Raw genomic sequence first — 19,203 nt, 5'->3', positions numbered from 1 at the left:
AAATAGGGACTATCACGGAATATTGGGGGCAAGAACCAGTCTTACCCCCAACGGAGGGCATTACTTCTCAGCCTTGAGCTTTTCGGCAGCTTCTAGAACTTCTTCAATGCCGCCCTTGAGGTAGAAGCACTGCTCAGGGATTTCGTCTAGCTCACCAGCCAGAATCTGGTTGAAAGCGCGGATGCTGTCTTCCAGGGAGACGTACTTGCCAGGAGCACCAGTAAATACCTCAGCTACGAAGAAGGGCTGAGACAGGAAGCGCTCGATTTTACGGGCGCGGGCTACCACCAGACGATCATCTTCAGAAAGCTCGTCAAGGCCAAGAATAGCGATGATATCCTGCAGCTCTTTGTAGCGCTGTAGGGTGGACTGCACGGCTCGAGCAGTCTTGTAGTGCTCTTCGCCCACCACGCTGGGCTGCAGCATGGTAGAGGCAGAGTCTAGGGGATCCACAGCGGGGTAGATGCCCTTAGAAGCCAGCGCTCGAGACAGCACCGTGGTGGCATCGAGGTGAGCAAACGTGGTGGCCGGAGCAGGGTCGGTGAGGTCGTCTGCGGGCACGTATACGGCCTGAATTGAGGTGATAGAACCCTCTAGGGTAGAGGTAATGCGCTCTTGCAGGTCGCCCATGTCGGTACCCAGGGTGGGCTGGTAGCCCACAGCGGAGGGCATGCGGCCCAGCAGTGCGGATACCTCAGAACCGGCTTGCACAAACCGGAAGATGTTGTCGATGAACAACAGCACGTCCTGCTTGTTCACATCGCGGAAGTACTCGGCCATGGTCAGGGCTGAGAGAGCTACTCGCATCCGTGCCCCAGGAGGCTCGTTCATTTGACCGTAGACCAGGGCTACCTTCGACTTACTGAGGTCATCAGCGTTGATTACCCCAGACTCAATAAACTCGTTGTAGAGATCGTTGCCCTCACGGGTCCGCTCGCCAACGCCGCCGAACACCGACACACCGCCGTGTGCTTTAGCAATATTGTTGATGAGTTCTTGAATGAGTACAGTTTTGCCTACACCTGCACCGCCAAACAGGCCGACCTTCCCGCCACGGCGGTAGGGAGCCAGCAGGTCAATTACTTTAATCCCGGTTTCGAACACCGAGGGCTGGGTTTCCAGTTCGGTAAATTTAGGCGCTGAGCGGTGGATGGGAGAGGTCGTGTCGACGTTGACAGGACCTTTTTCGTCTACAGGTTCACCCAGCACGTTGAAAATTCGCCCCAGGGTAGAAGCACCAACGGGTACGCTGATGGGAGAGCCGGTATCAACCGCCTTCATGCCCCGCACTAAACCATCGGTGGTGCTCATGGAAACGGCCCGCACCTGGGAATCGCCTAGAAGCTGTTGGACTTCGCAGGTGACGGCAATATCGTTGCCAGCGGGATTGGTACCCTGGATTTTGAGGGCGTTGTAAATTTTTGGCATTTCGCCCGCCGGAAACTTGATGTCTACGACTGGACCAATGACTTGTGTGACGTAACCAACGTTTGTTTTTTCTGCTGTGGTGACCATGCCTTGCGCCTATCTCGTATGATCAGCTGTTTGGGGCGCTTTATTGAGGTACTGTTACGTTTTAAAGCGCCATCACTCAGAGTATCACTAGAGCGTGACAGCCTACGACGATCGCGCCGACTTTATTGAAACCTAGGATGGTTGAGCTGGCTCAGGTCAGCTTGCTGTTCCGGTGAAACGCCTTTACCCTTAACCAAACCATCAAGTTAGATGACTAGAATGCCTCGATAACAAAATCTGGGGCACAGAGGCTGCTATGACAAAGGCTAAGCTGACGGAGCAGACGGAGCAGGGAATTGATTTAAGCGATTCTCGCTATTACATCAACCGCGAGGTGAGCTGGCTGGGATTCAATGAGCGGGTGCTCCATGAGGCCCTTGACCCTCGTACTCCACTGCTGGAGCGGCTAAAGTTTTTGGCCATCTATAGCTCTAACCTGGACGAGTTTTTTATGGTGCGTATTTCCGGGGTGATGGAGCAGGCGGAGGCCGGTGTGCATCCCAATACCCCAGACAAGACCACCCCGGCGAAGCAGCTGGAGATTATGCGATCGCACCTCATCGAACAGGTGCGGCTCCAGCACCAAACCTTTACCCAGGAGCTGCTCCCGGCGCTGACCGAGTACGGGGTTTATCTGCAAAATTATCTCGACATGACTGAGGAGCAGACGTTTTACCTGAGGGACTATTTTGAGAAGCGAATCTTTCCGGTACTGACGCCCCTCAGCGTTGACCCATCCCATCCCTTTCCGCGCATGTCGAACCTGAGCCTCAACCTGGCGGTTAAGGTGGCTAACCCCGATACCGGCATTGAGCGCTTTGCCCGGGTCAAGGTGCCCAGCAGCCTGCCCCGCTTTGTGGGGATGCCCGAACCGCTGTGCACCTTCCAGGGTGAGCCCTGCCTGTGGATTGGCGTGCCCCTAGAGCAGGTGATTGCCGAAAATCTGGGCTATCTGTTCCCGGGCATGACCATTGTCGGGCATCATCTATTTCGCATTACCCGCGATGCTGACTTTCCGGTCCTCGAAGACGAAGCCGATGATCTGCTGATTGCGATCGAGAAAGAAATTAACAAACGGCGGTTGGAGGGTTTCGTGTGTCGGGTCGAGATGGCGAGCACCATGCCCGATGACCTCAAAGAAAGCCTGATGCACGAACTTAAGGTGAGTAGCGATCGCGTCTACGAAGTCGATGGGCTGCTGAACCTGAGCGATCTGTTCTTTTTTCAGTCGCTGCCCCTGCCCGATCTGAAGGATCAACCCTGGGTGGCGCTGGTTCCCCCTCGGCTGAAGCCCGTTGTGGAACTCGACGATGACGGCAACCGCAGCTATTCTGAGCACCCCCCCAATATTTTCGCCATTCTGCGGGACGGGGATATTTTGGTGCATCACCCCTACGAGTCCTTTGGCCGTTCGGTACAGGAGTTCATTACCCAGGCGGCCAATGACCCCAAGGTGCTGGCCATCAAGATCACTCTCTACCGCACCTCCGGTGACTCGCCCATTGTCAAAGCGCTGATTGCGGCAGCAGAAAACCGCAAGCAGGTGGTGGCTCTAGTCGAGCTGAAAGCCCGATTTGATGAGGCCAACAATATTGAATGGGCCAAAAAGCTAGAAGATGCCGGAGTGCACGTGGTCTACGGCATTGTGGGGTTAAAAACCCACACTAAGACCACCCTGGTTGTGCGCGAAGAGGGCAACGAAATCCGCCGCTATGTGCACATTGGCACCGGCAACTACAACCCAAAAACCTCGAAGCTCTATACCGACCTGGGCCTGTTTAGCTGCCGGGACGACCTGGGGGCCGACCTGACCGATCTGTTCAACTTTCTGACTGGCTACTCACGGCAAAAGGCCTACCGCAAGCTGCTGGTGGCGCCGCTGACCCTGCGCGATCGCATGACAGCCCTGATTCACCGTGAAATAGAGCAGGCCCAGAACGGCGGCCAGGGCAAAATTGTCGCTAAAATGAATTCTCTGGTTGACTACGCCATGATTAAGCTGCTCTACGAAGCTTCCCAGGCTGGGGTGGAGATCGACCTGATTGTGCGCGGTATCTGCTGCCTGCGGCCAGGAATTCCGGGAGTTAGCGAAAATATCCGCGTGATCAGCGTGATTGGTCAATTCCTGGAACACTCTCGCATTTTCTGCTTTGACAACGGCGGACAGCCCGAGTACTACATTGGCAGCGCTGACTGGATGACCCGCAACCTCGATCGCCGGGTGGAGGCGGTGGTGCCCATCGAAGATCCGGCTCTAGTCAAAGAGCTGCAAACCATTCTCGACATTATGCTGGCCGACAACCGCCAGGCCTGGGAGATGGCCTCTGACGGTACCTTTACCCAGCGCCGCCCCCAGGCAGGCGAAAACGAGCGCGGCACCCATAAAACGCTGATGGCCTATGCCCTGCGGCGAGACCGCGTGCTTTAAGCGCCTTGCTAAAGCTGGGCCAATGCCTTTTGCCCGAGGGCAGAAGCCTAGCGCCGTAAAACTTAAAAGCCCCCTGCATTTACATGCAGGGGGCTTTAGAATCTGAAGGCGATCGCTCTTGAGAGTGAAGAAACGCCTCCACTCAGGGGCAACTCTTAGCCCCTGGCCCCAGCGCCAGCCCGGCGAGGAGCACTGCTGCTGCCACCGCTGCGGCGACGGGGCCGCTGGCGACGGGGGCTAGCCGGAGCGCTAGATGTTCTGCGGGTTGTATCGGCGTTGAACGAAGGCTCGTAGCCAGCCACCACATCCTGGGTAATCGACTGCTTGAGCATGCGCTCAATGCTAATCAGCAGGGGAAGTTCATCGTCGCTGAGCAGCGACACGGCGCGGCCCTCATTCCCGGCGCGGCCGGTGCGGCCAATGCGGTGCACGTAGTCTTCGGGCACGTTGGGCAGCTCAAAGTTGACGACGTAGGGCAGCTGGTCGATGTCAATGCCGCGGGAGGCAACATCGGTGGCCACCAGGACTCGGACGCGACCCTGCTTGAAATCTTTGAGGGCGCGGGCGCGGGCCGCCTGGGTTTTGTTGCCGTGGATGGCGGCGGTTTTGAGGCCGTCCTTGGCGAGCTGCTCGGCCAGGCGGTTGGCCCCGTGCTTGGTGCGAGTGAACACCAGCACCTGCTGCCAGTTGTGGAAGCCGATGATGTGCGACAGCAGCTCCCGCTTGCGGTGGCGATCGACGGGGTGGACCACCTGCTCAACCCGGTCGGCCGTGGTGTTGCGGGCGGCAACTTCAATCTGTACGGGCGACTTCAGCAGGGTGTGGGCCAGCTGCTGAATGGGCTTGGAGAAGGTAGCCGAGAACATTAGGGTCTGGCGCTCTTCGGGCAGACGAGCCATGATTTTGCGGATGTCGTGGATGAAGCCCATGTCGAGCATGCGATCGCACTCATCTAGCACCAGAATCTCAACCGCGCTCAGATCGATGGTGCCCTGGCTGACGTGGTCGAGCAGTCGCCCCGGGGTGGCAATCAGAATATCGACCCCCTGGCGCAGCTGGCGGATCTGGCCGCCAAAGCTAACGCCACCGTAGATCATGGCGGCCCGAAAGGGCAGATGCTTGCCGTAGGTGGTCACGCTGTCGCCCACCTGGGCTGCCAGCTCGCGGGTGGGCGTGAGAATTAGAGCCCGAGGCAGGCGCCGACCCGTAGTTTTGCGCTCGGCTAAACGCTGGAGCATGGGCAGCGTAAACCCAGCGGTTTTGCCCGTACCCGTTTGGGCACTGGCCAGAATATCTTGACCCTCCAAAATAGCGGGGATCGCTTTTTGCTGAATGGGGGTTGGCTCTGTGTAGCCCTGGTCAGAAACAGCGCGAAGTAAACCGGTCGCAAGACCGAGTTGTTCAAAAGTCATGAAGTCAGATTGCTCCGAATGGTGCCCCTATCCCAAATCAACTACCTGGGCCCAGTCTAAGAGCAGTGAACTGTAATCAAAAGAACGGCTGTAAGGCAAATTCTGTTGGTCAGCACAGACCGGATGGCTGACGAAGCTACATCCTAGCAGATAAGTTCGGCAATTGCTGATTCGGGAGGTGGAACGCAGGATCGACAGCGGCCAGCGGAGATAACCTGCGCGACGGCATAGGTGTGACCACGATGCTCTAATATTCTCTCCATAGCGGAAGAAGGTGCATGGGCGAGAAAAATTGGGCCGTTTACGCCAGCGCTGGCATGGTTGACTACTACTCGCGCATCAACCTGCTTCAGCCCGCAGAGAAGACCATTCTGGAGCTGCTGCGGGACCGTCTGCCGACGATGGATATGCTGGACATCGGCATTGGCGGTGGGCGCACCACTCAGCACTTTCTACCGCTAGTCGGCAGCTATACGGGCATAGACTATGCGGCGGGTATGGTGACGGCCTGTCGGCGGCGCTTTTCTCAGGCTTCGCCATCGATTCACCTGGCCGTTGTGGATGCCAGGGATATGGGGCTGTTTGCCGATAACTCCTTTGATTTTATTTTGTTTAGCTTTAACGGCATTGACTATGTGTCCCACGGCGATCGCATCCGTATTCTGCAAGAGATTCACCGGGTGGGTAAGCCGGGGTGCTGCGTGCTGTTCTCAAGCCACAATTTGCAGCACATCGCCGGGACGTTCGATTACCGCCACCACCTCAGCCGCAACCCGCTCAAAGCGTACGAAAACTTGGCCATGTGGGGAGTGCTGCGGCTGTTTAACCGTTCTGTTTCCCGGGCTCACATTGGCGCGGCCAACTATCTGGTGCTGAGGGATGAATCCCACAATTTTCGCCTCCAGACCTACTACATTCGCCCTCAGGAGCAGGTCAAGCAGCTAGCCTTTGGCTTTGGCCGCATAGAAATTTACTCGTGGCAGCGGGGCACCAGGCTGGGCGCAGCTGACGACGAGGCGGCTGAATCCGATGCCTGGCTCTACTATTTTTGCGTGGTGAACGATCGGCCCAAAATCTACGATCAGCCCCCGGTCGCTTTGGCCTTTGCAAAGCCTGGGTGAGGTCACGGGCCCAGCTGCGGGGGGGCTGTTTGGGCTAATTTCATCTCCGAGCAGAATTATTGGCGAAATTTGGCCAGCTATCTGCTTTCACTGCCTTTAAAGCCTCCGTAAAATCCCTTAAATAAGGCGCCACCTGCCGGTATTGTGAATACGCTGGGGAGAGGTATACCTGCTGTACCTTGGGAGCCTAGCTGCGGCTATCTCCCGGCTGGATCGCGTTGACTAGTGCCTGAGTCGTCACCCCAGAGCTATGTTGACCTCCCTATGGCCGTAATTTGCTATGCCTAAAACTTTTTTATACGCCAGCGCCCCATCGGAAGATGAGGCTATACCTCCCACTGGAGGCGATGGCCCCAAAGGGCCTGCCTATGACCATCGAGACAAAGTTCGAATTCTTGTGATTGGCCGCTCGACCGCCGTCAACCGGGTGATCTCAGAAATGAGCCACCTGGGCTTCTCTGACACAGTTGAGTGGAGTAAACCGCTGCCCACCGATCGCGATCGCGAGTCAATGCGGGTGCTCACCCGCTACGTGTTTGCCGATTCGTAGCTTCGGGTTTATTGGTCTGTATCCCCTAGGGATTTGGCGTTAGCTGATCGACTCCCAACCCTTAGGGGATATTCGACAGAAGCTTTGCCTACCACTGCTTGCGGTAGTGGTACTCCACGTAGCGCTTAATCTGCTGGGCCATGCGGCGAATGCCTTCCTTTTCGTCGCGGCGAATGAAGGGGAGAAAGGCTCGGGAGAGCAGGCCGGAGATGCGCTCCTGGTGGATGTATTTGGTGCGGTTGGGGCCAACGTCTTCGAGTTCGAAGACATGCTCACTTTTGAAGCCGGGGCCTTTGGAAATCCATCGCAGGCAGTGATTGGTCTGCACCACCAGGATGCGCGGCTGAAACTCGGTTTCGTCTTCGCCTTCAAGACGGCGCAGGGCGAGAAAGATTTCGCCGCCGGGGCGAATGGGCAGGTTGGGATCGCAGTCGTAGAGAAAGGTGTTCCAGCGATGCCATTCCTCCTTGCGGACCAGGGCATCCCAAACGGCAAAGCGGGGGGCATTGATGGTGATTTCGCTGTAGAGACTGGGCATGGCGGTGAGGGGGTAGCCAGGAACCGTGCGCCAGAAACCGTGCATAGGTAACAGACGCTACCGCTATTTTCACACACACTGGGATGCGCGGAGGGAAAGGCGCAGGCCCTGAATCAGTGCTTAAACTGAGCGGTTAGTCTTATTATTCCCTCAAGACGACATTTCTGTTTCGCTGGCGCGATCGCCCAAAGGTTTTGGTATGGCAACTCTCACCCCCAACCCCAGTTACAGTCTCAGCCTGCGGCTCAAACTGCCGAATAAAACCGGCATGCTGGCGCGAGTGACCCAAGCCATTGCCGAAGCAGGGGGCAACCTGGGCGATTTTGAGCTGATCAGCCGCAGTCGCTATGACATGGTGCGGGTGCTGCACGTAGACGCCTCTAGCGAAGACCACGTGGAGGACATTATTGCGGCGGTCAAGACCGTGGCGGAGGTTGAAATTCTGGAGATTTGCGATCGCACCTTCGCGATCCACGAGGGCGGCAAGATCAGCGTTGAGAGCAAGCTGGAGCTGCACAACCAGGATGACCTGGCCATGGCCTATACCCCCGGTGTCGGGCGGGTCTGCGTCGAAATTGCCGAACACCCCGACCGGGTCTATGACCTCACCATCAAGGGCAACACGGTGGCTATTGTCACCGACGGCAGCGCTGTGCTGGGGTTGGGCAACCTGGGGCCTGCCGCCGCCCTGCCGGTGATGGAGGGAAAGGCGCTGCTGTTTAAGAAGTTTGCCGGGTTAGACGCCTTCCCGATTTGCCTAGATACCCAGGATACCGACGCCATTGTGACGGCGGTAAAGCAGCTGGCTCCGGTATTTGGCGGCGTTAACCTGGAGGACATCAGCGCTCCCCGCTGCTTCGAGATCGAGGCCCGGCTGCGCCAGGAGCTGGATATCCCGGTATTCCACGACGACCAGCACGGCACGGCCATAGTCACCCTGGCGGCGCTGGTGAATGCGCTGAAGCTGGTGAATAAGTCGCTCACCCAGGTCAAGGTGGTGATTAACGGGGCCGGGGCAGCGGGGGTGGCGATCGCCAAACTCCTGCAAAAGGCCGGGGCCTCAGCCATTGTACTGTGCGACTCAAAGGGCATTCTCTCCCACAGCCGCGACGACCTGAACCCCCAGAAACAGGAGTTTGCGGTGGCCGAGTCTGGCACTCTGGCCGATGCCATGGTGGGGGCCGACATATTTTTGGGGGTGAGCGCGCCGGGCGTCGTGAGCGTCGAAATGGTCGCTTCGATGGCCGCCGACCCGATCGTGTTTGCCATGGCCAATCCGATCCCCGAGATTCAGCCTGAACTGGTGGCGGGCAAGGTGGCCGTGATGGCCACTGGCCGCAGCGACTACCCCAACCAGATCAACAATGTGCTGGCGTTCCCCGGCATGCTGCGCGGTGCCCTCGACTGCCGCGCCCAGGAGATTACGCCGTCGATGTATCTGGAGGCGGCCTACGCGATCGCCGCCCTGGTCAACCCCCACGAACTCACCTGCGAGCACATTATTCCCTCGGTGTTCGACGAGCGGGTGTCCACGGCGGTGGCCTCTGCGGTAAAGCACGCCGCCCGAGTCGATGGGGTGGCCAGAAAATAATCTCTGTGGGGCACGGCCTGCTGTGCCCCTACGGCGTCTCGGCCAAAACTCGCTCTACCAGATAGCGGGTGAACGACACACCGTTGCGATCGACGATTTCGGTGTCGTACTGATTAAAGCCAAATTTCTGAAACAGCCCCAGGCTGAACTCGCTGGCCTCAGCGTAGAGGCGCTGGATCTGTTTTTCCTGGGCGTGGGTCAGCACCGCCTGCATCAGCAGCGAGCCAATGCCCTGGTGCAGACAGTCGTGGCGCACGTAAGCAGAGGCCACATAGCCGTTCTCGCCTATGCCCGCAAAGCCGAGGATCCCTGTGTCGTTCTCGGCCAGATAAGTGGTGACGCCCAGAATGAGCTGGTGAAAGCGAGGGCTGTGGGCATCGATCGCGGCCCAGGCTTCCGTTTGGGCCGGGGTGTAGTGCTGGGGAGCGTTGACCAGCACCGTTTCTTGGTACAGATCGGCGAGGGTAGGGAGATCGGCTTCAGTCGCCGTGCGAAGGTGCATCCTGATTTACCAATAAATTACCAGGGGTAGGGTGGGATGGAAACTCTGGTGTTGACTGCGGGTCTCTCCATCAAAGCCAAGCTCCATCAAATACCCTTGCCCGGCTCGAATTTCAATCAAATTGGCGTCAACCACTGCCTGAAGGGCCTCAGACAGTGGCCCTGATGATGGCAGCGTGAGGGTCACGCGGGTAACTTGCCGGAGTGCGATCGGCTCTGAGGGCCGATCTTGGTTTAACACATGGTCCAAAGGTTCAGCCTTGGCCCCTGTGTAGGTATCCTGCCGCCGGGCAAAGGACAGGTAAAACAGCATTGGCTCACTCAGCACCGCCGCGTTGGTCGCCACCGGAATTGACAGTCCTTCTGGCAGGTAGGTCGGGCGGTAGTCCCAGGCAGGAAACGGTAGACCATCGGGCTCTTTGCCGGGGGAGGGGCGCAGGCAGAGCCCAAACGGGCAAGCCGCTTGGGCTCTGCCGCTCCACCGCTCCCAAAGGTGGGTGGGGCGGGTGGCTTCAGCCTGGGCCTCGGCGGCATTGTGTACCCACAGCAGCTCTAGCATCAAATTTTGGCAGAAAAAGCGTCGATTGGCGGTGCCCTGGCCAGGGTGTACGTTTGCGCTACCCTCCCTCAGCCCGAACTGGGTAAGCTGCTTGGCCGCAGGCGCCCCAACCTCGGTGCAGATGAATAGGTGATCTAGCTCAAAGGGCATGGTCTGTGCGCTCCGATGTCTTTTAAGCTAAGCAGTTCTCAACGCCACGATGGGATCGAGTTTGGCCGCTTGGCGGGCGGGGAAAACCCCAAAAAATAGGCCAATACCGCCAGATATACTCACCGCTAGAACGATTGCCCCGACGGAAATACCTGCCTCAAAGGGGCTAAGCAACCCAATTAGCAGAATGCCGCTTACCCCCAGCGCAGTGCCGATCACGCCCCCAGCCACGGAGAGAATGATGGCCTCGATCAAAAACTGACCCAGAATATCGCTCTGGGACGCGCCGATCGCCTTCCTCAGCCCAATTTCCTGGGTGCGCTCGCGCACCGACACCAGCATGATGTTCATGATGCCGATGCCGCCGACAAAGAGGGAGATACCGGCGATCGCGGCCAACATTAGAGTCAGCGCCCCGGTAATCGTGTTGGCGATGGTCAGCAGCGTATCCTGGCTGCTGATGTAGAAGTCGTCTTCGTCGCGAACGTTGTGGCGCAGGCGCAGCAGGTTGGTGATCTGAAACTCGGCGGTAGACATGCTGGCGCGATCGCGGGCCGACACCGTGATAAACGAAACCTCAATGCCGTAGGGCGATCGCTCCCCGCTGGCCAGCCGTGTGGCTTTAGTCGTGAGCGGCACCATCACCGCATCATCGTAGTCGAGGCCAAGGTTAGAGCCTTTTTTCTCCAGCACTCCCACCACATCAAAGGTGACGCCCCCGACGCGAATTTGCTTTCCTAGGGCCGATTCAGTGTCAAACAGTCTTTCCTGGAGCGTGTCGCCAATTACGGCGACCTGGGCACTGCGCGTGACATCTAAGTCAGTGATAAAGCGCCCTCGGGCCACCTCAAAACTGCGCACGGTCAGAAAGTCGGGGGTGATCCCCACCACGTTGATATTGGCGTTGCGATTGCGAAAGGTGACCAGCTGGCGACCGCTCGACTCTGCCGCCACGGCGCTGACCGAGGGCACCTGCTGGGCAATCGCCTCGGCGTCGGCCAGCACCAGGTTGCGCGGCACTTCAAGGGAACCCAGCTGGCGGGTTTCGCGGCTGCCGGGCACCACAAACAGCACGTTTGGTCCCAGGGTTTGGAGCTGGGCGTTGACAAATCGCTGCGCCCCCTCGCCCAGCCCCACCATCGTAATCACCGAAGCATTGCCGATGATGATGCCCAGCATGGTCAGGGTGCTGCGGAGGCGGTTGGCGGCCAGGGTTTTAGTCGCCATCGACAGGCTTTCTTGCAGGTTCATGGGAGCATCCTGTTACTGATTTAAACCGCTGACTACTGATTTTGCCGGACGGTGATGTTTTCGAGGGACTTACCGGGGGGAAGGTCGATAAATACGCGATCGCCCGCCGCAATCCCGTCCACGATCTGAATCTGGTCGCCCACCTGCGGCCCCAGGGTAACCGGCTGAAACACGATGTCGCGGTTGTCGCCGGGCACCAGCACCCCCGTTTTGCCGGCCTGGGTCACCACCGCCACGGTGGGCACCACCAGGGCATCGGCCAGCTGATCGCCGATAAACGAGACGTTCACGTTCATGTTCGATCGCAGAATATCCTTGCCGTCGAGCAGTTCGATGCGCACCTGAAACAGCGTCACATTCTGCCGCTCGATCGCCTCTGGGGCCACCAGCTTGACCCGGCCTTTGAACGTCTGGTCTGGAAAGGCATCGGCCACGACCTCAACCGCCTGAGCCGGCTCAATGCGGCTGATATCGGCCTCGGGTACCTCGGCGAGCACCTCCAGGTCCTGGGCCAGGGCCACAATTGCCGTAGAGGTGGCCGAAGATAGCTCAGAGGCCGATGTGGTAGGCGTTACAAAGGCTCCCTCGGTGGCAAACTTTTGGGTGACAATACCGCCAAAGGGCGCCCGAATGAAGTTTTCATCCTGCCGTACCTGAGCCCCTTCGAGCTGGGCGCGGGCCTGGGTCAGACGGGCCTCGGCCTGGGCAATTTCTTCGGGACGAGGCTGATTGCGCAGCTCGTCTACCCGCCGCTGCGACTCGGTGACGCGGGCCTGGGCCTGGGCTAGGGCGGCCTGGGCGCTGCGCTGCTCCCGCCTGGCGGCGTCGAGGTCGGTAGCTGCGATCGCCCCCCGCTCGAACAGGCTTTGGCGGCGGGCCAGATCGCTGGTGGCCAGGTCCAAGCGGGCTTGGGCATCGCGCACCTGGGCTCGGTTGGCCTCCACCGTGGCTTTAGCCTGGTCGATTTCATCGGGGCGGCTGCCCTGGCGCAGGTCGGCCAGGGCGGCTTCGGCTTCGGCCACGGCCGCCTGGTTTTGATCGACCTGGGCGGCGGTATCGCGGTTGCGCATGCGGGCAATCAGCTGGCCCTGCTCAACGCGATCGCCCTGCTCGACGTAGAGTTGCTCTAAAATTCCGGCGTTTTCTGGACTCAGGTTGACGGTTTGCACCGGTTTGACGGTGCCGCTGGCGGCCACCCGCACCGTCAGCGGCTCGATCGCGGCCTGGGTGGTGAAGTCATCAATGTTGTAGGTTGTTTGACGACTGCGCCAGAGGCCAAACCCCACCGCGCCAGCTACCAACGCAGCAGCGGTCAATCCGGCCAGCAACCAAACCAGGGGGCGACGCACCTTACCAATCAAGGGAACCTGCATAAAAAAAATTTGGGTTTTGGCCAAAACTAAACCGCTGAGTTTAATTGTAGCGATCGCAGCTCGCCCCTTACTCTGAAAGAGGGCGCTGGCTGATTCAGACCCCCGGTTGTAGTCAAGAGGTCGCCATGGCAGAAACTCCCCTTAAGGTTGCGGTAGTCGGCACCGGATTTGGTCAGAAGGTTCATATTCCGGGGCTGCAGGCCCACCATCGCACCGAGGTCGTGGCCCTGTACCACCGCGATCTGGCCAAGGCGGAGGCGATCGCCTCCGCCCACGGCATTCCCCACGCCTGCGACAGCGTGGAGGCGATCGCGGCTCTGCCCGAGGTGGAGGCAGTGACGGTGGCTACGCCCCCCTTTTTGCACTACTCCCAGGCCAAAGCCGTCCTTGCGGCAGGTAAGCACCTGCTGCTCGAAAAGCCCACCGCGCTGTCGGGGAGTGAGGCTGATGAGATTGCAGGGCTGGCGCGCGATCGCAACCTGATCGTCACCCTTGACTTTGAGTTCCGCTTTGTGCCCGCCTGGCAGCGACTGGCCGAGCTACTGGCCGAGGGCTATGCAGGTGAACTGCGCTTTATCAAAGTTGACTGGACGGTGCCGGGCCGAGCCGACCCCAGCCGCGCCTGGAACTGGTACTCACGCCAAGATCAGGGGGGCGGTGCCTTGGGAGCCTTTGCCTCCCACAGCTTTGACTACATCACCTGGCTCTTTGGGCCGATCGCACGGCTCTGTGCACGTCTAGACACCACCATTGCCCAGCGCCCCGATCTAATCACCGACGCGCTCAAGCCCGTGGATGCCGACGACACCTGTCGTTTAATTCTCGATTTAGACGATGGCACCCCCTGCCAGGTGGCGATTAGCTCCGTCACCTACGCGGGGCGGGGCCACTGGGTCGAGGTCTATGGCGACAAGGGCACGCTGGTCCTGGGCAGCGACACTCTGACCGACTACGTTCACGGGTTTAAGCTCTGGGGCAGCCAGGCAGGCAAGCCCCTCGAAGAACTGGCAATTCCGCCCCGCCTCCAGTTTCCTACCACCTATGGCGATGGCCGCATTGCCCCCTTCGTGCGAGTGGTCAACCACTGGGTGAACAACATTGACCGGGGTCAGGCTACGGCACCGTCGATTGCAGAGGGGGTGCGATCGCAACATCTGATGGATTTGGCCCATCAATCAAACCGACAAAACACCTGGGTAGAGGTGCCAAAAGCCCTGTTTTAGGTGTAGGAATGTTCCCGATTTGGACCCTTAGTCATGCGGAGATTGGGGCTAAAGGGTATTCTCAAGGGCATCCTTGATTTATAAGGGTGGCTTCGAAAAATGCTCATGGTTTCGTTGCTAAACCAATTCTCCCCTATTCCCTAGCCACCGCCCCGGTGATACATGTCGTTTCAAAGATATCCGTTAGCCACAGTTCAAAAGGTTAGCCAGTTTATTCGCGAAACTCTGGTGCTACCCCCCCACGAGCAGAAGCCGGGACAGACCAGCCCCCAGGATGACGAGGATGGCCCCATGCCTGACTCGCTGAATGCCCTAGGGGACCTGTTTCGGGTGGGAGACATGCCCGAGGACAATGTGCCTGCCCCCAACGTCGAGGGACGCTGGTTTGTGAGCACCCTTGATCCCGCCAATGCGTTAACCAAGCTGCCTGGGCTGTGGATGCGGCCCGGCATTCGTCTCGTCACCTACCTGCGGCAGGATGCCAACGGCGGCATGGGGGCCACGGTGGCCCTGCCAGCACTGCTCAGCACCACAGAATATCTAGACGAAGCGATTGGCAAAGTGACCGCCGCCGACCAAATACCCAACCCCATGGGCGCCCTGCCCAATCTGATGGCCGGCCTTGAAGGAGACGGCTCGCTGGCCTCATTTCTAGCCGCCTCGATTTTTACTCGCGAAGTGCGAGAGTTTGGCCGCTTTGGCCGCTACGCCCGCTGGATGCATCACCGCTTTGTGGCGGCCCCGCCCCAGCAGATTCCGTGGCAGTGGCGCACCAAAATTCCCGAGGACTTTTCCCCTAAGGTGGTGCTGCGCCAGGATGCCGAGGTGGTTGTGGAGTTTTACTCCTGCCGCGTGCAAAAGCCGATCGCCCTGTTCCGCCACCTCGACCGCTACCCCCCCAACAGCTACACGGCTGAGAACCAAGACCAGGTCGTCGCCGTAGCTGGCAATGCAGCCGGGTAAAAATATAGCCATAGTCACGTTGGTCAGGATATCCAGAAACCCTATGAACGTTCAAACGTTTGAACGTTTATAGGAAACATGTCTTAACCAGACTGGCCACAGCTATTAGGTTGAGGACGCAGCGGATTTTGTTGTGGCTGCGCAGGGCCGATCTTTGTTTCTAAACGAAAATCTTCACAGAGATAGGGCTTTAGGGGTGTAGTTTGTGGTCCAATAGCAGCGAGATCAGCACGGTGACGCAGCCCTATGGAATTCAATCATCTGAGTTTTTACGTGGATGCGGTAGCTCCCTGGCGCGACCGATTTGTTAAGCACTGGGGAGGCGTTTGGGCCGGACCAGAGGTCGGCAACGGGCAACCCTCTGACCGGTTGGCGCTAGTGTACGTGGGCCGGGTGCCGCTGCTGATTGTAGCGGCACCCGATATTGTGGGCGATTACCTCCAGCACCATCCACCGGGAATTGGCGACGTGGCACTGCGGGTGATTGACCTGGAGCAGACCCTAGGGCAGGTGGCATCCGCCGGGGGCGTGGTGGTGCAGCCCCCCCAGGTCGATCCGTGGGGGCGGGGGCGATGGGGCAAAATTCGAGGCTGGGGATCGCTCAGCCACACCCTGCTAGAGTCGTGGCAGCCGGAAAACTGGGTGCCTGGCATAGCCCCCGGTGATTGCAGCACCGCTGGGTCTGGGGGCGTTTTGATCACCGCCATTGACCACGCCGTGGTCAACGTGCCCACGGGTGAGCTGTCCCAGGCGATCGCCTGGTATGCCAGCCAGCTGGGCTTCCAGCCTCGCCAGCGGTTTACTATCGATACGCCGCGATCGGGCCTGCGCAGCCAGGTGCTGGCCCATCCCCAGGGCAGCGCCCAGCTGCCCATTAACGAGCCTGCTACAGCCAACTCTCAGGTGCAGGAATTTCTCGACTACAACCGAGGCGGCGGCATTCAGCACGTGGCTCTGCACACCGAAGACATCGTGCATACCGTCGGGCGATTGCGGGCCGGAGGGGTAAAGTTTCTGCCAGTGCCGCCGAGCTATTACGAGGCCCTGCGCCAGCGGCCCGGCTATCAGATCAATGGGTCGTCAGAGCGACTTTGCCAGCGCGAGGCGGCCATCGCCCAGCTCCAGATCTTGGTGGACTGGGAACCCCACCTGCCCCAGGCGCGGCTGCTGCAAACCTTTACCCAGCCGCTGCTCAGTATCCCGACAATTTTCTTCGAGCTAATTCAGCGTCAGGTGGTGCAGGTTAAGGAAAAAGATGTGCAGGCCCAGGGATTTGGCGAACGCAACTTTCAGGCCCTGTTTGAGGCGATTGAGCGCGAGCAAATGAAGCGCGGCAGCCTAGCCTAGGCGGGCCGCCGCGCCGATGAGGGGGTTAAAGGCAGAGAAAGGGCAGCCAGTTTTGTGCCCAGAACTGTGCCGCAGCGGAAACCTTTAGCTGTGGCTGGATCGCGCAGCCGGGCCGCTGGGGCGCTAGCGGAGAAAGCTGGTAACTGTCCACAGCGATACGCAGGTCACCGCTGCCGCAACGGCGTCGGGGCTGGCCCAGGCAAACTGTGCCCCCTGGGGAATCAGCAGCTGGCCCACGGTCAGGCCCAGGGCCAGGCCCACCGCCAGCCCGCCAATGGTGAGCAGCACCGATCGCCAGAACTTGTTTTCTTTGCGGTTGAGAAAGTAAATCGCGGCCCCAATGGCCACGGCCAGCGCCAGCGAGGGCGCCGCAAAGCCCAGCACAGCCAACCCGCCATAAATGACGGCAGGCCAGAGAATGTCGTCGCGGCTGGGGTTGTCTACCAGGCCGCTGAGCCAGTCGGGCCGGGGCAGGCTGGGGGTTGACTTGGCGGCGGGGGATGGCTCGGGGGCGTTTTCGGCAAAGCGAATGCGATCGGGCACCTTGATTTTGCCCTCCTGCCGCAGCCGCAGCCGCTCCATCAAAATGGCGTCGTAGGCGGCTTCGACGGCGGCCTGTCGTTTGGGTTCTTCGGCATACTGATCGACCATGCGATCGCGGGCCGCCTGGATTTCTTCAAAAGTTGAGGCTTCGGTCAGCCCTAACAGTTCGTACGAATTTTGGTCGCTCATCTGCAAAACCCCACAGCCCCCAGACGACTTAACAACAATAGCTAATTTCAGCCGATCAACGGACCCTGATCAAGCGCCCCTGGCAGTTGCTCTCAATCAAGAATCTTCGGCCAGAAGGCATCTGTCTAAACCCAGTGTAACCAGCCACCCCGTAAATAGGGAACACTTCCCGCGGTTAACCCTTGGCCCATCTTACGCCGCGGGCAAAGGTAGGACAGGAAGTGCGCAATTTTTGTTTGCGTCACGTCGGGGCCGGCGTCACCCCCTAGGATAGGGGATAGTTTTAGCGGTCGTTTGGCCCCATGGGTATACCCTCAACGCTGCCGGGCTGGCTGGCCCAGGCCATTCTAGAAACCGATGGGCTGCCAGCGCCAGTCGCCGCTGGCAGCGAGGTAACTGGGCTGGTCAACACGCTGATTGTGCTGCTGCTGGTGGCCACGGTGGTGGCGCTAGTCACCCGGCGGCTGCGTATTCCCTACGTGGTGGGGCTGGTGCTGGCCGGGCTGACGATTACCAAATCGCTGCTGCCCGAGTCCGTGGGCCTCAACCCAGAGGTGATTCTGAACCTGTTTCTGCCTATTTTGATCTTTGAGGCCGCCATCAATACTGACATCAGTCGGCTGCGCAGCACGATTAAGCCGATCGCGCTCATTGCCGGGCCAGGGGTGCTGCTGGCAGCCGTCATTACGGCCGCTCTGCTGTGGTGGGGTCTGGGGCTGGCCATCATTACCGCCGCTGCGATCGGGGTGATTTTGACCATTACCGACACGGTGTCGGTGATCGCGGCCTTCCGGACGGTGCCGGTGCCCCCTCGATTGGCCACCATTGTGCAGGGCGAAAGCCTGTTTAACGACGGCACCGCCCTGGTGCTGCTGGGGATGATTACCACCATTTACCTCCAGGGATCGTTTACGGTCTGGCAGGGGCTTCAGCAGATCGTGATTGCTTTCGTGGGCGGTGGGCTGTTGGGACTGGGATTGGGTTACCTGTGCGTGGGCCTGTTTCAGCAGCTCGACGATGCGCTGAGCAATATTTTGCTGACGGTGGCGGTGTCGCTGGGAACCTTTCAGATTGGCCAGGGGCTGGGGGTATCGAGCGCGATCGCCGTCGTAGTCGCCGGGCTGGTGATTGGTGAACTGGGCTTTCGCCAGACCTCGGCCTCGACAAAGGTCACGCTGCTCAATTTTTGGGAGTATGCGGGCTTTGGGGTCAACACCTTTATCTTTTTGCTGGTGGGCATCGAAGTCGACCCAGGGGTACTGCTGCAAACCATTCCGGCGGCGCTGTTTGCGGTGCTGGCCTACCAGGTGGGCCGCATTCTGACTACCTATCCCCTGCTGTACCTGCTCAGCTTTTTCGATCGCCCGCTGCCCCTGCGCTGGCAGCACGTGCTGATTTTAGGCAATGTCAAGGGATCGCTATCGATGGCGCTGGCGCTGAGTCTGCCCCCCGGGCTGCCGGGGCGATCGCAGGTCATCGCCCTGGTGTTCAGCACTGTACTGGTGTCGCTGGTGGGACAGGGGTTGAGCCTGCCCGGGCTGGTCAAGCGGCTGCGGCTGACCGTTCCCTCAATTACAAAACAGCGCCTTGAGGCGCTCCAGCTTAACCTGATTGCGGCCAAAGCCGCCCAGCAAGAACTGGCCAACCTGCTGCAGTCGGGCAGCCTGCCCAAAAACCTCTACGAAGAGCTGTTCGCCGCCTACCAGGCCCAAATTGCCACCGCCGACCGCGACCTGCGCGACTTCTACAATCGGCGCAATCTTGAGGATCAGACCCACCTTGAGGATCAGAGCTACCTCGATAGCCTGCGCCGCCGCCTTTATCTGGCCGAGAAAGGCGCCGTCAACGACGCTCTCCGCAAAGGGCTGCTGTCTGAGGAAACCAGCCAGGCCTATGTCAGGGCGCTCAACGAAAAACTGCTAACCCTGAAGGATGACTAACCGGCCTGG

At 59.4% G+C, this 19,203-nt stretch carries 16 protein-coding genes; 8 read left to right on the top strand and 8 right to left on the bottom strand.

Going from position 1 to position 19,203, the window contains the following annotated elements; translation table 11 throughout:
- Positions 1-60: 60 nt before the first annotated feature.
- Positions 61-1,515, bottom strand: coding sequence for a F0F1 ATP synthase subunit beta (gene atpD, locus LEPTO7104_RS0118325; protein WP_017300041.1), 1,455 nt, complete (start codon positions 1,513-1,515; stop codon positions 61-63).
- 256 nt (positions 1,516-1,771) lie between these two features.
- On the opposite strand from atpD, the gene ppk1 reads away from it, so the two are divergent.
- Complete coding sequence (ppk1, locus tag LEPTO7104_RS0118320) at positions 1,772-3,943, top strand: polyphosphate kinase 1 (RefSeq protein WP_017300040.1); 2,172 nt, start codon at positions 1,772-1,774, stop codon at positions 3,941-3,943.
- Between the two features lie 155 nt (positions 3,944-4,098).
- On the opposite strand, the gene LEPTO7104_RS34450 is transcribed toward ppk1, so the two are convergent.
- The gene (locus LEPTO7104_RS34450; protein WP_017300039.1) at positions 4,099-5,355 is read right to left on the bottom strand and encodes a DEAD/DEAH box helicase; all 1,257 of its coding nucleotides are present in this window, start codon (positions 5,353-5,355) and stop codon (positions 4,099-4,101) included.
- Between the two features lie 278 nt (positions 5,356-5,633).
- Between LEPTO7104_RS34450 and LEPTO7104_RS0118310 the strand changes: the two genes are divergently transcribed.
- Positions 5,634-6,476: a class I SAM-dependent methyltransferase gene (locus tag LEPTO7104_RS0118310; protein WP_017300038.1), complete on the top strand. Its 843-nt coding sequence runs from the start codon at positions 5,634-5,636 to the stop codon at positions 6,474-6,476.
- Positions 6,477-6,756: 280 nt separating this feature from the next.
- Positions 6,757-7,026: a hypothetical protein gene (locus LEPTO7104_RS34445; RefSeq protein WP_017300037.1), complete on the top strand. Its 270-nt coding sequence runs from the start codon at positions 6,757-6,759 to the stop codon at positions 7,024-7,026.
- Between the two features lie 88 nt (positions 7,027-7,114).
- Here the strand turns inward: LEPTO7104_RS34445 and LEPTO7104_RS0118300 are convergent, their stop codons facing one another.
- Positions 7,115-7,609 (bottom strand): SRPBCC domain-containing protein, encoded by a 495-nt coding sequence (locus tag LEPTO7104_RS0118300; RefSeq protein WP_017300036.1) that lies wholly within the window; start codon positions 7,607-7,609, stop codon positions 7,115-7,117.
- A gap of 154 nt (positions 7,610-7,763) precedes the next feature.
- On the opposite strand from LEPTO7104_RS0118300, the gene LEPTO7104_RS0118295 reads away from it, so the two are divergent.
- Positions 7,764-9,155, top strand: coding sequence for an NAD-dependent malic enzyme (locus LEPTO7104_RS0118295; protein ID WP_017300035.1), 1,392 nt, complete (start codon positions 7,764-7,766; stop codon positions 9,153-9,155).
- Between the two features lie 28 nt (positions 9,156-9,183).
- Here the strand turns inward: LEPTO7104_RS0118295 and LEPTO7104_RS0118290 are convergent, their stop codons facing one another.
- From LEPTO7104_RS0118290 to LEPTO7104_RS0118275, 4 genes are read right to left on the bottom strand one after another with little or no spacing between them, the layout of a single operon-like run.
- Positions 9,184-9,657: a GNAT family N-acetyltransferase gene (locus LEPTO7104_RS0118290; protein WP_017300034.1), complete on the bottom strand. Its 474-nt coding sequence runs from the start codon at positions 9,655-9,657 to the stop codon at positions 9,184-9,186.
- A 6-nt stretch (positions 9,658-9,663) separates the two neighbouring features.
- Complete coding sequence (locus LEPTO7104_RS0118285) at positions 9,664-10,365, bottom strand: hypothetical protein (protein WP_017300033.1); 702 nt, start codon at positions 10,363-10,365, stop codon at positions 9,664-9,666.
- A gap of 27 nt (positions 10,366-10,392) precedes the next feature.
- A complete protein-coding gene (locus tag LEPTO7104_RS0118280; protein WP_017300032.1) occupies positions 10,393-11,616 on the bottom strand; it encodes an ABC transporter permease in 1,224 nt (407 codons plus the stop codon).
- A 32-nt stretch (positions 11,617-11,648) separates the two neighbouring features.
- On the bottom strand, positions 11,649-12,989 hold the full coding sequence (locus LEPTO7104_RS0118275) for an efflux RND transporter periplasmic adaptor subunit (protein ID WP_040696988.1): 1,341 nt from the start codon (positions 12,987-12,989) through the stop codon (positions 11,649-11,651).
- A 125-nt stretch (positions 12,990-13,114) separates the two neighbouring features.
- Here LEPTO7104_RS0118275 and LEPTO7104_RS0118270 point away from each other — a divergent pair, with 125 nt between their 5' ends.
- From LEPTO7104_RS0118270 to LEPTO7104_RS0118260, 3 genes are all read left to right on the top strand, one after another.
- Positions 13,115-14,212 carry a Gfo/Idh/MocA family protein gene (locus LEPTO7104_RS0118270; RefSeq protein WP_017300030.1) on the top strand — a complete coding sequence of 366 codons (1,098 nt, stop codon included), beginning with the start codon at positions 13,115-13,117 and terminating at the stop codon, positions 14,210-14,212.
- Between the two features lie 162 nt (positions 14,213-14,374).
- Positions 14,375-15,175 (top strand): hypothetical protein, encoded by an 801-nt coding sequence (locus LEPTO7104_RS0118265; protein ID WP_017300029.1) that lies wholly within the window; start codon positions 14,375-14,377, stop codon positions 15,173-15,175.
- Positions 15,176-15,421: 246 nt separating this feature from the next.
- Positions 15,422-16,522: a 4-hydroxyphenylpyruvate dioxygenase family protein gene (locus LEPTO7104_RS0118260; RefSeq protein ID WP_017300028.1), complete on the top strand. Its 1,101-nt coding sequence runs from the start codon at positions 15,422-15,424 to the stop codon at positions 16,520-16,522.
- A gap of 123 nt (positions 16,523-16,645) precedes the next feature.
- Here the strand turns inward: LEPTO7104_RS0118260 and LEPTO7104_RS0118255 are convergent, their stop codons facing one another.
- The gene (locus LEPTO7104_RS0118255) at positions 16,646-17,254 is read right to left on the bottom strand and encodes a CPP1-like family protein (protein WP_017300027.1); all 609 of its coding nucleotides are present in this window, start codon (positions 17,252-17,254) and stop codon (positions 16,646-16,648) included.
- A gap of 302 nt (positions 17,255-17,556) precedes the next feature.
- Between LEPTO7104_RS0118255 and LEPTO7104_RS0118250 the strand changes: the two genes are divergently transcribed.
- Positions 17,557-19,194, top strand: coding sequence for a cation:proton antiporter (locus LEPTO7104_RS0118250; protein WP_017300026.1), 1,638 nt, complete (start codon positions 17,557-17,559; stop codon positions 19,192-19,194).
- Positions 19,195-19,203 lie beyond the last annotated feature (9 nt).

The sequence above is a fragment of the Nodosilinea nodulosa PCC 7104 genome, from assembly GCF_000309385.1.
Taxonomy (GTDB): Bacteria; Cyanobacteriota; Cyanobacteriia; order Phormidesmidales; family Phormidesmidaceae; genus Nodosilinea; species Nodosilinea nodulosa.
Note: the sequence above shows the minus strand (reverse complement) of the source record. Positions and strands in the feature narration are given on the sequence as shown.